Source organism: Streptomyces noursei (genome assembly GCF_016917755.1).
Taxonomy (GTDB): Bacteria; Actinomycetota; Actinomycetes; order Streptomycetales; family Streptomycetaceae; genus Streptomyces; species Streptomyces yunnanensis.
In genome coordinates this window covers 695720-710848 of the sequence record NZ_CP070326.1, presented here as the reverse complement: position 1 = coordinate 710848, position 15129 = coordinate 695720, and the positions used below count along the sequence as shown (strand labels likewise).

Annotated in this window: 12 protein-coding genes and 1 pseudogene; 5 read left to right on the top strand and 8 right to left on the bottom strand. The window is 66.0% G+C overall.

Features of this window, described 5'->3' with window-relative positions:
* Positions 1 to 303: 303 nt before the first annotated feature.
* On the top strand, positions 304 to 1011 hold the full coding sequence (locus JNO44_RS02965; protein WP_205361062.1) for a hypothetical protein: 708 nt from the start codon (positions 304 to 306) through the stop codon (positions 1009 to 1011).
* Positions 1012 to 1531: 520 nt separating this feature from the next.
* On the opposite strand, the gene JNO44_RS02960 is transcribed toward JNO44_RS02965, so the two are convergent.
* Positions 1532 to 2050: a hypothetical protein gene (locus JNO44_RS02960; protein ID WP_205361060.1), complete on the bottom strand. Its 519-nt coding sequence runs from the start codon at positions 2048 to 2050 to the stop codon at positions 1532 to 1534.
* A gap of 556 nt (positions 2051 to 2606) precedes the next feature.
* On the opposite strand from JNO44_RS02960, the gene JNO44_RS02955 reads away from it, so the two are divergent.
* Both JNO44_RS02955 and JNO44_RS43010 read left to right on the top strand, forming a co-directional pair.
* Positions 2607 to 4265 carry an IS1182 family transposase gene (locus JNO44_RS02955; RefSeq protein WP_205361058.1) on the top strand — a complete coding sequence of 553 codons (1659 nt, stop codon included), beginning with the start codon at positions 2607 to 2609 and terminating at the stop codon, positions 4263 to 4265.
* A gap of 339 nt (positions 4266 to 4604) precedes the next feature.
* The gene (locus JNO44_RS43010) at positions 4605 to 5087 is read left to right on the top strand and encodes a hypothetical protein (RefSeq protein WP_240167385.1); all 483 of its coding nucleotides are present in this window, start codon (positions 4605 to 4607) and stop codon (positions 5085 to 5087) included.
* A gap of 103 nt (positions 5088 to 5190) precedes the next feature.
* Here JNO44_RS43010 and JNO44_RS02945 read toward each other — a convergent pair whose 3' ends face one another.
* On the bottom strand, positions 5191 to 5469 hold the full coding sequence (locus tag JNO44_RS02945) for a hypothetical protein (protein WP_205361056.1): 279 nt from the start codon (positions 5467 to 5469) through the stop codon (positions 5191 to 5193).
* A gap of 464 nt (positions 5470 to 5933) precedes the next feature.
* On the opposite strand from JNO44_RS02945, the gene JNO44_RS02940 reads away from it, so the two are divergent.
* Entirely contained in the window at positions 5934 to 6665 is a 732-nt protein-coding gene (locus tag JNO44_RS02940) for a transposase (RefSeq protein ID WP_205369349.1), read from the top strand.
* Positions 6666 to 6729: 64 nt separating this feature from the next.
* On the opposite strand, the gene JNO44_RS02935 is transcribed toward JNO44_RS02940, so the two are convergent.
* Together JNO44_RS02935 and JNO44_RS02930 are read right to left on the bottom strand one after the other, a co-directional pair.
* The gene (locus JNO44_RS02935) at positions 6730 to 7197 is read right to left on the bottom strand and encodes a hypothetical protein (protein ID WP_205361054.1); all 468 of its coding nucleotides are present in this window, start codon (positions 7195 to 7197) and stop codon (positions 6730 to 6732) included.
* A gap of 1267 nt (positions 7198 to 8464) precedes the next feature.
* On the bottom strand, positions 8465 to 9379 hold the full coding sequence (locus JNO44_RS02930) for an IS982 family transposase (RefSeq protein WP_205361053.1): 915 nt from the start codon (positions 9377 to 9379) through the stop codon (positions 8465 to 8467).
* A gap of 229 nt (positions 9380 to 9608) precedes the next feature.
* Between JNO44_RS02930 and JNO44_RS02925 the strand changes: the two genes are divergently transcribed.
* Positions 9609 to 9914: a cupin domain-containing protein gene (locus tag JNO44_RS02925; protein WP_205369348.1), complete on the top strand. Its 306-nt coding sequence runs from the start codon at positions 9609 to 9611 to the stop codon at positions 9912 to 9914.
* Positions 9915 to 10139: 225 nt separating this feature from the next.
* On the opposite strand, the pseudogene JNO44_RS43005 reads toward JNO44_RS02925, so the two are convergent.
* The 4 genes and pseudogenes from JNO44_RS43005 to JNO44_RS02910 form a co-directional block, all read right to left on the bottom strand.
* A pseudogene (locus JNO44_RS43005) lies at positions 10140 to 10850 on the bottom strand (IS630 family transposase); the annotation flags it as partial.
* Positions 10851 to 11217: 367 nt separating this feature from the next.
* Positions 11218 to 11964, bottom strand: coding sequence for a hypothetical protein (locus tag JNO44_RS02920; protein WP_205361051.1), 747 nt, complete (start codon positions 11962 to 11964; stop codon positions 11218 to 11220).
* Positions 11927 to 13093, bottom strand: a complete 1167-nt coding sequence (locus JNO44_RS02915) for an FAD-dependent oxidoreductase (protein WP_205361049.1) — start codon at positions 13091 to 13093, stop codon at positions 11927 to 11929. The genes JNO44_RS02920 and JNO44_RS02915 overlap by 38 nt, the downstream gene beginning before the upstream one ends.
* On the bottom strand, positions 13090 to 15090 hold the full coding sequence (locus tag JNO44_RS02910) for a LodA/GoxA family CTQ-dependent oxidase (RefSeq protein WP_205369347.1): 2001 nt from the start codon (positions 15088 to 15090) through the stop codon (positions 13090 to 13092). Before JNO44_RS02910 ends, JNO44_RS02915 begins: the two co-directional genes overlap by 4 nt.
* Positions 15091 to 15129: the final 39 nt, after the last annotated feature.

Genomic DNA, 15129 nt, shown 5'->3' with positions numbered 1-15129 from the left:
CGTGGGGAGAGGGGGCGCGGCGCTTTCGTTGGTTTCCACGATAGAATCCAGCTTTTGACTGTTCTGCCGGAGCATAGGGCGTATGCCCTGCTTGTTCCCCAAGGATCGATCAGGACTTGGGGTCAGTTCGACCCTGGAGGGTCGGAAGAGGGCCGAGTGACAGCTTCCGCAGGGTGACGGCGTCGCGACAGGGCGTCATCGAACAGCGTCCAAATCTGGTCGCTACGCACTGAGGCGGAGCTGGCGGCAAGGCCGTCACGTGCTACTTTCCCCGCTCCATGGACCGTTAGCGGAAGGCCGAGCATGCCGAAGATCAAGCCCCGCAAGCCGGATGCAGACGACAATCTTCGGCACGGCGGCTTCGCCACGAACACCTGCCCGAGGTGTCACTACGTCAGGAACAAGAAGGAAAAGGGGAAGCTGCTCCACGGCATTCCGGAACTGACCGACAGTGCGAAGCTGCGCAGCGTCGTGGGACAGATCAAAGACAACCTGATGCAGGACAAGAGCTTGGTCCGCGACCCGGAGGCCGTCTTCATGATGGGCGTACTCGAAGCGAGGATCAGCGGGGGCGAGTACTACCTCTACGCCTCCAGTGGACGCACTGCGGCGCCATGGATCCAGCCCAAGCACCTTGATGGGATCACCTACCACCCGGGGAAGTGGAAGCTGGCGGACCCGGCCATTCCCGCGAACAACAGGGGATGGCTCACCGTCCGCGGCGAGAAGGTGGACCTGGGCGCAGACATCCAGGGCGTCAGCCGGCCGTGCTCCGCCGTCAAGCTCCTGCTCGGACTGGGCGGAATGCACCTCGACTGGAAGTCCGTCGACTACCTGCGCATGAGCGAGATGGTCTACGTCGGCCCCAAGGCGGAGGACGCCAAACACATGCGGACGTGGCACGGACATGGCGCCACAAACTCCTGGACCGCCCACTCCTGCGACGCGTGCGAAGCCCGCATCCCGTACCTGATCTGCGACGTCCCTCCCAACTGGATCGAGACCCCCTGACCGGGAAGCCCCGGACGAAGGCATCCACCGCCGACAGTTCCCCCGCGACCCGTCCCGCGCTCCGCAGGTGGTTAGCGAACAGGACACGGATGCGCGTCCCCACCGTCACCATCCAGATGCGTTCCGGGGCGATGGCCCGACTTCCCCGGTGCTAACACGCCGCGTGAGCATCGGATAGACGCTCAACATCGTTCGTCCACGTTCCATCCGTGACGAGGATCGCTCGGAGCTTCTCGCTTCGTGCCTCTCCGGCGACTCCCTCCACCGCATTGCCCAACTCCTCGCCGCCCTCGGTCGAGGTCACCGCCCTCTACGCCGACCCAGCAGTCCTCACTCACCTGAAAACCGCTGCGGAACGGACGTTGCTCCCGTTCCCCACCGAAACCGGAACCACAACAGAGAAGAGCTCGGAAGAGAGGCAGCGGTAAGGCTCCATGGGAGCGCGCTGATCCCCTTCCGGCGGTCGGGGCGGTGGTGCGGGAGCGGGTGACGGCCAGGACCTCGGCGGCGAGGAGGCTGATCAGGCTCCAGGCATCCACGAGTTCCAGCAGGTGCCCTGGCCCTGGTCGAGGCCGGTGAGGCCCTTCGCGCTCTGAAAGTCCTCTTCGATCTTCCACCTGGTGCAGATGATATGGACGAGGCGGGCGAGGCTGACGGAGGTGGTGGAGTGCCATCGGTAGAAAGACAGTTCACGGGTGTAGCGGTGGCGGCGAACGACGAGGAAGGCGTGCCCGCCGGCCTCGCCGTCGGTGGGGGTGTCGTCGGGGCGGACCTCGAACAGTGCCCAGTCGTAGTGCCGGTCACCCTTCAGTCCGTGCCCGGTGCGCATCCGCATCCAGGACTTCGCCGGGACCTGGCGGGCGAGTCGGGTGGCGGTGAAGCGGCCCGCGGAGGTGGTGGCGGTGTGGTCGGCGTTGACGGCCAGGGCGTAGTCGAAGCCGAGCATCCGGGCGGTTCGTCGCAGTTCGAGGTTGCCATAGACCTCGTCGCCGGCGAACCAGCGAGCGTACCTGCCCAGTTCGCGGGCCCGGTTCAGCATGACGGCGGCGAGCTGGGGTTTGGTGGCGAAGCAGATGTGGGCACGTTGGGGTACTGAAGGGCCTATGCGGTTCGATTCCCTGCCATGTTTCGATAGCCGCGGTGATCCGGCTGTCGAAGCGCGCATGCCCTACCGAGGCCATGCCCGCGAACACTCGTGGGACGTGTTCGACCCGAAGGTGAAGGCGCTCCGCCGAAAGAGCCTTGCGGAGAACGCCGAATTGATCGCGTGGCTCAGCAGGAAACGGAACTAGCCTCGATCGTTCATGAGGGCCCATCAGGTTGCTGACGGCCCTCATGAACGTTCAAGGATAGGGAGTTGACGCCCAGCGTCTTTTGGCGTCCGCGTGGTCCAGGTCGGGAGCGTTTGGCCTGGTCAGGTCCTTGTGATGCAACTGCGTCGACCCTGTTGGTGACACGTACGTGACTGCTGTGACTGATGTGGACCCCTGCCGGCTCGTTCGACACTGTTGGCGAATCCGGGGGCTGAACGTGACGTCGGCCTTCACGACCCGTTGTGGTCTTGAAGGCCGACGTTGTGTTTGGGGAGGGTGTCGGTGTCGTTGCACGCCAGGAAGATCGATGGGGTTCCCGAGGAGACGGCCCGGGTGGCACGGGCTGCGTTCCCGAAGGGCAGCCTGGCGATGCGGATCCGTGAGGAGTTGGGCGAGCTGTTCTCGGACGCAGACTTCGCCGAGCTGTACCCGAACAGGGGGAAACCGGCATGGTCCCCGGGCCGGCTGGCGCTGGTGTCGGTCATGCAGTTCGCTGAGGGTCTCTCGGACCGGCAGGCCGCGGACGCGGTACGCGGACGGCTGGACTGGAAGTACCTGTTGGGGCTGGAGCTGGCCGATCCGGGCTTCGACCACTCAGTGCTCACCGAGTTCAGGGACCGGCTGATCGCGGGAGACGCAGGGATCCAGCTCCTGGACCGGGTCCTTGAGGCCGCCGCAGAACACGGCTTGCTCAAGGCTGGCGGCCGTGCGCGCACGGACTCCACGATCGTGCTGTCCGCCGCCCGCCAGATCAACGGACTGGTGCGGCTCGGTGAGACCCTGCGGGCCACGTTGAACAGCGTCGCCGCCCGCGAGCCGGAGTGGCTGGCCGGCTGGGTTCCGTCAGACTGGTTCGACCGGTACGCGATCCGGTTCGAAGACACCCGCCTGCCCAAGGGGAAGTCCAAGCAGACCGAGCTGATCGAGCAGATCGGCGCCGACGGGCTGGGCCTGCTGGCGGCCTTGCACGCACCGGACGCCCCTGCGTCCCTGAGTCTGCTTGACCAGGTCCAGACCCTGCGGCAGATGTGGATCCAGCAGTACTTCGTCGACGACGGGCACGTCCGTCGCCGGGACCTTAAGGACCGCCCTCCGGGCGCGGAGCGGCTGGTGACGCCTTACGACACCGACGCCCGGGGGAGCGTGAAGCGCGGCATCTTCTGGGACGGCTACAAGGTCCATCTCACCGAGCCCTGCGAACCGGACAGCCCGAACCTGATCACGCACGTCGCCACGACCGACTCCACCGTCCAGGACGTGCGCCTGGTCGCCCCGATCCACGCCCACCTCGCCGAGCGTGACCTCCTGCCCGACCGCCACCTGGTCGACGCGGGCTACGCGACAGCTCGGGAAGTGGTCGCCGCCCGCCAGGACCACAAGGTCGACTTGGTGGGCCCGATCCTCGCTTCCACCAGCTGGCAGACCAAGGACAACGAAGGCTTCTCCCAGGCCGACTTCACCATCGACTGGGACAACCGGCGGGTGACCTGCCCCAACGGCAAGACCACCAGCAACTGGCGGGCAGACCGCTCCCAGCAGGGGGCGGCCGTGGTCCGGGCACGGTTCCCGATGAGTGTCTGCCAGCCATGCTCGGACCGTGAGCAGTGCACCCGCGCCGGTGCGAAGTCCAGCATGGGTCGCCGGATCACTCTCCGTCCCCAGGCGGAGCAGGAAGTGATCCAACAGGCACGAGCCCAAGAAGACACCCAGGAGTGGAAGGAGCAGTACGCATACCGGGCCGGTGTCGAAGGCACCATCTCCCAGGGCGTCCGAGCCTTCGGCCTGCGGCGATGCCGGTATCACGGCTTGGCCAAAGCCCGGCTGCAACACCAGCTCACCGCCACCGCGATGAACTTCCACCGCTTCAACGCCTGGTGGACCGACATCCCACGAGCCCGCACCCGCACATCTCACCTCGCAGCCCTCCGGCCCGCCGAGTAGAGCTCAGCGGGCCGGATTCGCCAACAGTGTCGCTGGCTTCGGCGGGGGTTTCTGCGTTCGGGGGTGGCCCCGGTTCGTGGTGTTCGACGCGGTCTTGATGTGCTCTGGCACTGCTCGACGCGGCCGTCACCGTCGCCCGCCAGGACGGTCGGAGCACCGTCATCGGCCAGGTCGCGGCCGGATCCCCCCGGCGCCGTCTTCCTCACCGGCAGAGGCTTTCGCGCCGCACTGGCTCACCTCTACGCCCGGCTGCCGCCGACCTAGGCGGACCTCTCCGCCCTCACCGCCCTCGCCGGGACGTCCCACGCCGGCTACTGGCTGACGGCGTGGGAGCGGAAGGTGCCCCACGAACTCGCCGACACCTTCGTGGCGTCGCGCCGGGCTATGGGCGCCGTCGACTACGGCACGGTGGTCTGGGACCTCGATCGGGTACGGGCGGCGGCGACTACCATTTCCGCACGCGGCGAAATCCTCCACTCCGAGGCGGTCATCGACCGGTCCGACGGCGCCATCGCCGGCTTCACCGAACTGGTCGTCCCCGGTAGTGGGACAGGCGAAGCCCAGCACCACGGTGCCGTAGTGCTGCCCCAGCACCGCGGCCGCGGCCTCACCCGCTGGATGAAGGCCATCTCGATCCTCCATGCCCGCGAACGCCATCCCCACCTCGGCGGCCTGCTGACCGACACCGCCGACAACAACCCGCACGGCGCGTCAACGACGAGCTCGGCTACCTACCGACGCACACAGCCCACGAGTAAACCAGCTCTCCTTGTAGTCCAACCCTCCCGGTGGTGCTCGGCCCTCCGGCAGGAGGGAGAGTGACGAAAGCCCGGACTGTTGAACGGTCTGGGCCTTCTGCCGGCGGAGGATACGAGATTCGAACTCGTGCGGGGCTGCCCTGTCAGCGCTATCCGGTGGGCTTGGCTCAGGCTTCGTCTTCCATCGCGCTGTCGCAGTTACCGCAGACCCGGTCGGCGTACGCCTGCGGGTACCACGGTGAACCCGGGTGTTCCGAGGGCCGCCAGGAGGATGTCTCCATGGCGAAGGTGTCCTTGCCGCAGAAGGTCCGTGGGCCGGGGGAGGAAGGCGCTCCTGGAGCGCCGGGCGCTGCGTGCACTCGTCGGACCCGGGCCCCGGCCTCGCCGGGTCTGGTGTCGGTCGTGCTCGCCGGTTGGTCGAGCTCGTACACGACGATGATCTCCATGCGACGACCGTAATCTGCCGGTAGCCGCGCAGGCGGTAGCCAATCGCCGTGATCCGGTATCTGATGAGGATCCGGGCTTTAGCGTGGTGGGACGCCGGTGGCAGCGCCGAGGCTCGATGGTCTCGTGACCGGTGCCGGCGCTGCCTTCGGGAGGGGCCGTCGCCACACGGGCGGGAAGGGCTACCGGGGGCGTGCGTTCCCAGGGAATGAATGATGCGGGCGGTTCCGGGGAATGGCGCCCGCGCTGGCCTAACGGTGCCTCGTCGATCTTCCAGGACAAGGGGGGCCGTCGGATTGGTAGTGATCGTCCGGCGGTGGGTTGGGGTGTTTCTGAGGGGCGGCCGGTGACGGGCATGACAGGCCGTCTGGCCCTTGCAGGCCGGGCGGTCGAGTGGGGAGTGCGCCCATCAAGGGCGCGTGGGCCCCGAGATGGCTTGTGGTCTACCGGTGCCTGAGGAGTCTGGATAGCCCCGTTCACTGGGCTGAGCCCGCGCGCCTTGAGCAAGCTGGTGACCCAGCTGTGCAGGGAGGGTGCCGACGCTCCGCGCCGCGGACGGCCGTGGAGGCTGCCGCTGGTGGACCGTGTGCTGCTGGTCGCCGCGTACTGGCGGACCAACCTGACGTTGCGGCAACTGGCGCCACTGTTCGGTGTGTCGAAGTCCGCGGCCAGTCGCGTCATTGACCATCTTGGCCCGAAGCTCGCGCTCGAGCCGCGCAAGCGCTTCGCGAAGGACGCGGTGCTGATCGTGGACGGCACCCTGGTACCAACCCGCGACCGTAGCATTGCCGAGCAGTCCAAGAACTATCGATACTCCACCGCCCACCAGGTCGTCATCGACGCCGACACCCGTGTGGTCGTGGTAGTCGGCCGGCCCGTGCCCGGCAACCGTCATGACTCCCGTGGTTGGGAGGAGTCCGGCGCCAAGAACGCCATCGGTCACACCATGACCATTGCCGACGGCGGCTACCAGGGCACCGGACTCGTCATCCCGCACCGCCGCACCAAGGGCAAGGAACTCCCGGCTTGGAAGGAGGAACACAACCGCTCCCACGGGCGAGTTCGGGCGCGCATCGAGCACACCTTCGCCCGCATGAAGGGCTGGAAGATCCTCCGCGCCTGCCGCCTGAAAGGTGACGGCGTCCACCACGCCATGCTCGGCATTGCCCGCCTGTACAACCTTGCCCTCACCGGATAACGGAGCCGACCGCGCCCCAGTCACCCGCGTCCGCATCGCCTCAAGATCACCTACGGGACAACCTTTAGGCGCCGATGCAGTTAGCGACTTTGTCGCGGTAGATGCCAGCCACGCCGAGTGCGCATGCAAGGCATCCACCACCAGCGGTGAGGGCGGATGCAACGCCGCAGGCAATCCAGATTGCGTTGAATACCCAGTTCGGGACGCCTGCGTCATCGATGCATTTCTGGATATCGTCCCACCAGTCCGCAGGCTGGACGACCTGGCTGTCGACAATCGCGTCGCTGCGACCGATAACCGCCCCTTCTTTGGAGACAGCCTTATCGAGATTAAACTGCCCGTCCACCCACTGTTTGATGCGCCCGGACTGCTCATCGATCGGGATGAAGTGGGTTTCGACAGTGTGAACCGAAGAGTCGTGGCCGATCTGCGTCACCACGGCGCTCTGCTCGGCAAGGCCGCTGCCTTGGATATGCGCGATCACGATTTCACCAGCGGAGCCGGTCAGGACCCTGACGTTGTCGGACGACAAGTTGGCTCCACTGGGCAGGTGCAGTGGAATTGAGTTCTGAGTGATCTTGTCCCGCACAGTGGCGAGAGCTTGGTCTTTCGTGGACGACTCGGAGGGTGACGCCGTAAAGCCCTTCAGATATTTCAGGCCGTCTGTAAACCTTTGCCTTGGGTCAACGCCATTTTGGGGCGAGTTCAATGCAACCCCCTGTTGATTGGAATTGAGTACCGTTGAGTGATGCTGCTCCGCATCCTGAGGCGTCGTGAACAAGCACAAGGTTGATGTCGAGTGCTAGCTCTGGGGGAGCGTGACGCATCCCTCGGGCATGGAGCTGATGCGCGCACGGCGCGGCGGTATCGAACTACTTCTGTTGCTGATCTTGCTGCTGTCGCTCGCGTTCCGAGTATCTTATTTCGAGCACCAGCCACAAGATCATTGAGAGTCCCATCAATGCCCATCCGAGCACCGGGGGCCACCATGTCGGGTGGATTGCGTTGAGGAAAGCGAAAATCCACCCGGGCAGCGGGAAAAATATGTGCTTGAATCGATCTCGCCGTATTTTCAAGGCTCAACCCCGTTCGCTGCTGTGTCGACCAACAGTCCGCACGAACTCGCACGCTAAAGTGATGCCTTTAGCCGGTCAACCAAAGGCTGCCGCGGACCCGAAGGTGGCGTGATGGAGGTTGTTCAATTTGCAGACCATTGCGGCGGATGGCCGATGGGACTGGTGCCACCATTTGATGTCGCACAGCAAAAAACTTCCCCCTGCAGAGACGAAGCTACCAACCGTGGCGCCCCGCGATCAAGAATCGACGGCGTTAATTCGCCAAGTCGAATTTGCGCCAATAGGGGCTTTGCCCTGTCGACCGGCCGATTTAATCACCCTAAATATCCTTGATTACTGCATTTGCTGACAAATTTGACAGAACGCCAAGTTTGGTTTCCTCGGCGCCGCCGAGCAACTCATGCTCGCCCTGCGCGAGCATGCTCCACGACTGCTGTGGCGGGTATGTGCGCGGTACCGCAGTAGCTCGCGCTGCCCATGGGCAGCGCGAGCTACACACAACGATCCGCAGATTCTTGGTCTGTTGCTGGTGCTGCGTCCGTACTGGCGCTGACCCGCTGAAGCAGGGGCCGTGGTTTCCGCCGGGCGTGTGCTGGCCCGTGACTGGTCCGGATCTTGAGGTCAGCGCCGCTCTCCCGGCTCTCTCTGGGCCGCGAAATCGTGCCCATGGACCAGCCATTGGCCGCCTGTTGATCTAGATGATCAATTCCAAGGTGGCTGTGGTTAGTGGTCGTAGGTGGTCAGTGATCGAAGGACGGGTTGGCCGGTGTGGTCGTTGTGCCAGATCGCGGCGGTCAGCGTGAGGATGCGCTGCATGACGCGGGTGATCACGCCGGCCAGTGTGCGGCCTCGGTGCTGTTCGAGGTTGAGCTGGCCCTTGAAGGTCTTGTTGACCGACTCGATGACCTGCCGCAATGGCTTGAACAGTGAGGCCCCGGGCCGTTCGGGCTCGCCCTTGCGGGCTGGCCGCAGCAGCCGGATGTCCTGCTCGGCGATCTGGTGCTCGAAGTCGCGGCCGAAGTAGTTCTTGTCGCCGATCAGCGTTTGTCCGGGCCGGGCTGCGACGAGGTGCGATTCGGCGGTGAGCAGGTCGAGCAGGGTCTCGCGTTCGTCGGCCTTGGCTCCGGTCAGGGCGAAGGCGATCGGCAGGCCCTGCAGGGTGCACACCAGGTGCAGGCGCAGGCCCCAGAAGAAGCGGCTGTGGCTGGCGCAGTACCCGTACTCGGCCCATCCGGCCAGGTCGGAGCGTTTGACGGTCTCGCGGGAGCGTCCGCACTCCACCGGCGTGGAATCCACGATCCACACGTCGTCGCTCCGTACGGAGGTGTCGGTGGCCAGGAGCCGCGTCACCCGCCGCAGCAACTCGGCGGCCTTGCGCAGGCGCTTGTTGTAGCCGGGCTGCTTCGGCAGGTAGGGGAAGAGATGCCGCAGGTGGGAGCGGGCATGGCGAAGCCACTTGGCCTCGGAGGTGAAGCCCAACATCGCCTGCACCATGGCGAGCGTGACCAACTCGGCATCGGTCAGTCGCGGAGCGATCCCGACCACCGGACGCCAGGGCGCCAGATGCGGTGATGCCTTCAGCAGGTCGTCGGTCTTCACATAGAGTGCGGTGGCGAGGGAGTCCAACTCTGTCTTCACATACCGATGTTGGGCTCTCTTCCCTGGTGTGCGTAGCCGATCCCACGGAATTGATCATCTAGTGGCTTGTCTCGTGACCTTGGCCAGGTAGTCGAGGTGTGGTCGGCGGGAGGTTTTGCTAAACGGTCGACCAACGATCGTCCCTGCTCAGATAGCTTCCCGACATCCGCTGAATGTGACGGGCGGGCTGCTTCGGCCATGGTGGCAGCAGCCCGCTGGGAGGCATGTGATGAGTTCGATCAACGTCGTGGAGACAGCGGCCGCGCTGCCGGCTGCCTGGAGCTCCTGCTCCTTGGGGCAGGTGGGGACGGCCTGCGTGAAAGTCCTGCGTATGGACAGCAGACCGGTCCAGGAAGAGGCTCACGGGGTTGATGAGGTACTGCTGGTGCTCGACGGACGGCTGGAACTGCTGGTGGAGGGCGCCGAAGTCGCAATAGAGGCAGGCGAGATGTACCGGGTGCCGGCAGGCGCGCGACACGCTGTCCGCCCTGGCAGTCGCGGCACGTTGATGATCGTGGAGGAACCCGGGGCGTGAAGGCGCTCGGGCGGCCCTGGCCGGGTATTCGGTCCATGATCGGATCGGTGACTCGGGCGCGAAGTTCGTCTTCGGTTCCGCGTGGGCATTGTGCCAGCGGACGTAGGCGGCGATGGCCGCGAACTCGGCCTCGATCCAGTTCAGCCAGGAGCCGTAGGTCGGCAGGAAGACCAGCTCTACGTCGTTGTCGGCTGCCCAGTCGCGGACCTTGCGTGTGAGCAGACCGAGGAACTCCTGCCACCGCTTGCGGGGGCGGACGCGGTAGTACAGCTTGCCGGTGGCCAGATCGAGGGCGGCGAGCATGTGCCGTACGCCGCCGTAGCGGTTGTAGGTGGCTCGCAGCCTGCGCGGACGCCTCACCGGCCCCCATGCCTTGCCCTTGCGGGGCATCAGGTTCAGCGGCCCGAACTCGTCGACGCATATCACCCGTCCGTCAGCGGGCGGGGTGTCGTACAGCGCCAGGACGCGGTGCATCTTGGCGATGAACTCCGGGTCGGTGGACGCCTTCCACGTGGTGGTGGTCTTCCAGGAGACCTTGCCCTCGCGCAGGATCCGGCGCAGGGTCTCCCGGCTGATGGCCGTGATCACCTTGTACTTGATGAGGTGGTCGGCGAGCTTGCTCAGGCTCCAGGTGGAGAAGGCGGTGCTCTTCCAGTCGTAGGGGGACGTCCGGGCGATCAGGCAGATGCGCTCGCGCACCTGGTCACTGATCGTCCTGGGGCGTCCCCCGCTCCATTTTGGGTCCAGTACGTCCAGCCCCTGATCGGTGAAGGCGTGGATGACATCGCGGACGTAGCCCTCGCCGACCTGCATCAGCGTGGTGATGTCCTTGACCGTCTGGCCCTGGGCGGACATCAGCGCCACGATTGCCCGGCGGAGTTTTACCGGCTCCTTCGCGCTCCGGCTGATCCGCTGCAGCTTCCGGCCTTCCTCCATGCTCACCGGCCGGACGAACACACTCGGTCGACATCCCACGACCACCTCCAAGACCACCTCTTGGAGACAGTCTGCTGAACGGCGAGCAGCAGTGCCATTACCCGGCCAAGGCTCTGTGACGAGCCACTAGGCGGGCGCGGCCCCGGCCAGTCGACATCCGGGACGTGCGACGTCCGGCCGCACACCCTGCACACCGAGGCGGATGCCGACGAGCGGGCCGACCGGCTGATCACCGCGGAGTTGCAGCGTTCACGGGAGATCACAGTCTGCCCTCGCGAGCTCACCGAGGAGGGCCCTGCCTCGGCGTGAGCCCCGTTGGTGCGTTGGTCCAAGTCGGCGCCGCAGGTTCCCCCTCGCCCCCGGTCCTTCAGTTGTTCAGGCTGGTGTGGTTCCACCAGCCTTGCCTTCCGGCTCGGAAGTTCATCTCGTCGGCCGCACCGCTGGCCCCCGTGATCTGAGCCTTGTACACCTCACCTGTCGTCAGCGGGCTGGCAGCCACAACCCCGTGGGGGTCGTCGATGCCCAGGACAGTGATGGCCGGGACCTGGTCCATGACCGTCTGGCCGATGTCGAGCAGCTCGCCGAGCGGATCGGTGATGGTGATGACCTCATCCCAGTTGGGATGCTGCGCGAGCTGGTGCGCGAGGTGCGTCTCATCCCCCTGCCCGAAGAGCAGGTAGGTGAGGTTGTCCGGGTAGTCCAGCCCGCCGAGTTGGCGGAAGTGCCGTACGTCCTGCGGCGCGCAGTGAGCCTTGGTCGTCCTGCCGTCCAGCATCTTCTGGAAGTCCCGGTTGCCGTTCTCGTCGACGACGACCCGCTCCAGCTGGACGTCGAACGATGGCTTGTTGCCGTTGGGGATGTCGCTCAGTGGGAAGTGCTCCGGGGAGTACAGGGAGTAGAAGACCCTGCTGTCTTGGTTTTCCGCCAGGTCCTCCAGGTAAGCCGTACGCACCTCGTCGGCGAGGTGGATCGTCGCGATCATCTGGTAGGCGTGCGCCGGTTGGTGGTAGAGGGCCAGGTGGTAGGCGAAAACCGTTTCCTTGCCGATCAGCAGAAAACGGTGGTAGCCGTGCGGGTCATGCGCGTGGTGGCGGGGATCCTGTTGCGGGGTCATGGTGCGGCTCCATCCTGTGCGGAGTGGTTGCCGCCAGCCGTCGGGCCCAGAAGGGGCGGTGTGGCCAGCGGGTTTCCTGGGCGTAGACCGTGCGCAGGCCATGGCGGTAAGCGGTGTGCGCTGCCCGCACCTTGGCGGTGTAGTCCATCAAGGCTGTTTCATCACCGCGTAGTTGGGTGTCGATGGCCTGGCCGGCGCTCTTCCCGGTGTAGAGGGCGGTGATGATGCCTTGTGCGGAGAGCGGGTCGAAGGCGACAGCGGCGTCTCCGGCTGCGATCCAGCCGTCCCCGTACACCTGGTCCAGATGCGCGCTGTGCGCGGGTGCCCTGCGCAGCGTGGCTTCCGGTGGCGGGCTGTGTCGGCGGGCTCGTTGGGCCAGGTGCCGCACCGCCAACGTCCTTTGCATGAAGCGGGTTTGGGTGGTCAGGGCCGCGGCGGGAAGGTCGGCGTCGGTGAAGTAGGCGACCAGGCGTCGGCGCGACGGCAGGAGAGCGGTGTACCACCAGCCGTCCTCGTCGGATGCCACCAGCGAGGAACCGTCGGCCGCCTCGGTCCCAGCGGCGGGTGCCAGGGTCAGGTGGATGGCCGTCAGCCGGTCATGGGTCTTCCGCCGGGCGCCGCAGCGGGTGGCGATGGCGGCGCGGCGCCCGGTGGCATCGACGACCCACTCGCAGTGCACGGTACGGTCGTCACCGCGGCCGCGTAGGGTCAGGCTCCATCTACCGTTCCGGTGCCGGACGGGTCGGCGGACGGCAGTGTGCTCCGCGACCTCGGCTCCTGCCGCCCGGGCTGCCTCGCGCAGCTGCCGGTCGAACAGGCGCCGGTCGAGGTGCCAGCCGTGGCCGTGCGGGTCGTTGATGAAGTCCACCGCGTGAACCGCGGACGAGCCCCAGGACGACAGGTTGGCGTAGCAGGGCAGGTGTCCGGTGCCGAGCACTCTGTCAGCCGCACCGAGGTCATCCAGCAGCACCCGGCCGGCCGCCACCAGGGCCTCCCCGACCTTCGGTGGGCCGTTGTCGGCATCGGCCAGCAGCACCCGCCGCCCTGCTCTGGCGAGGGCGAGGGCGGCGGCGCAGCCGGCTGGTCCGCCGCCCGCCACTACGACGTCGTATGGACGGGCCGGGTTCATTGCGCGGTGCGGAACGGGTCGACCTTCTCGATGTAACCGGCGGAGATCTCCTCGCCCTTGTAGGGGGTCACCTGCTCGGCATGGGCGACGGCCCGGTCGATGACATGACGGGCTTCAGCCATCGGTGCCTGCGGATTGGCCTGTGGCACATGGAGGTTGACCAGGTTGCGGTCGGATGGTGCCCGGTCGAGCGGTGCCCCGGGCCGGGACTCGACCAGCATCCTCTCCGGGAACTTGCCATCGCCGACCGTGTAGTCGCGTACTTCGACGATCCCGAGCTTGGACCAGTCCGTGATCATCTGCTGGAGCTGATGCTCTTTCTCGCCCTTCAGGCCGCGCAGCCAGACCGCGCGATGCTCGAAGGCGGTTGCCCGTTCGAGGTCAGCGTCCGCGCGTGCCGTGCCGCTGGAGTCGGGCGCGGTGTTGACGATGGTGAAGTCATCCTCCGTGAGGACCTGGTTGGGTACTTGGGCGGGCCAGAAGGCCGGCAGGTAGGGGCTGTAACGCGGACCGAGGTCGGCCACGACCTCATAGCCCGAGCGGCAGCTGGCGGTGTCGGTCTGCCAGGGAACGGCCATCCAGCGGGTGAGGTCCCCAGGGCCCTGGCCGTACAGCGGGCCGCGCTTGGACAGCGCTTCGTCGGGAGTGAGGGACTCCCCGTAGTACGGCTCGGGTTCGGTTCCGCGGTGCAGGATCCGGAAGGGTTCCGCGTACATAGTGTCGTGGCGGATCGGCCAGGTGATCTCGCAGCCGGGGTGGAAGGCATCGGCGAGGCAGTACTCCAGTGCCGCACGGTCCAGCATGTTGGGCTGCTCGGCGACGCGGGCCTGGTCGACGTCGGCATGCCGGGCACGCCGGTTCACGGAGATGAAGCGGCCGTCGGCCCAGCGTTCCAGCTTCTCCTGCTGAGTGGGGGAGAGCACCATGTGCTGCAAATCGGATTGGGCGGGGACGGTCATCGCGTCGCCGTAGATCCACGGCCAGGGACGCGGAGAAGGCCCGTCCCGGTCGTAATCGCGCAGCGCGGTGTATACCTGGCGGCGCAGTTCCCTGTTGCGCTCTGAGTTGTCGGCGAGGCGAGCCAGCATTTCAGGGGCCAGGAAGAAGTGGGGTCCCTTCCAGCCGTATTGGGTGGCGAAACCCCGGTTGACCCACTGTAGTTCGCAGAATCGGCGCAGTATCGGCTCGATGTCGTCGGTGAATGAGATCTGCTGTGGACGCGGCAGCCAGCCGGCCCTGATGAAGACGTCCTCGAGCAGGTCGTAAAGGGTGCGGACGGTCTTCACGCCCGGCGCATAGTCCGGCGGACCGACGACGATCCAGGCCGGGTCCGCGGCCATCTCCCTGCCGCCGATGGTGACGGTGGCCGTCACCGGGCCGTCGGAGATGTCGTCGTACCAGGTGTCGTTGTTGGCGAAGGTGTCGACGGGCCTGTTCTCGTACGACGCCGATGCACCCCTGCCACCGAGGACCAGGAGCCGCCCGTCGCCCTGGGTGAAGATTTCACCGAGATAGACGGTCCGATCCATGATCTGTCCGGTGTCGAACTTCTCCGTTGCGGGGCGGGACGCGAGGACGGTTCGGGGGCCGGGGTCGATGACCAGCTTGTGCCGGTTCTCGTTCTTGACGTCAAAGTTCCGCAGGGCGTACTGCTCCGGCTTCAGCCGCCTGGCCTCGGGAATGTCGAGCGCCAGGTGGAACTGGTACCAGGCAGCCTTCTTGTTGGCCAGGTGCACCGTCCACGCGATCTCGGTGACGTCCTGGTCATCGAGTTTGAGTTCCCGGACGACCTGGCCGTTCTTGTCATAGCCGTATATCCGGAAACGTGCGGCCTGCCTCTTGATGGCTCCCACCGCATCCTTGTAGAACCCGGGGGGTTGGGGCTCTTGGTCGGGTGATTCCGGGCCGATGAAGTATCCGTCCTCACTGATGCTGTTCCCGACCCGGGCCACACCGATGGCGGGGTGAATCTTTACGCGCACAATTTCTTGATCCATAAACATCTCCTCCACCATTGGCTTCCGGAAGCCGGAAAA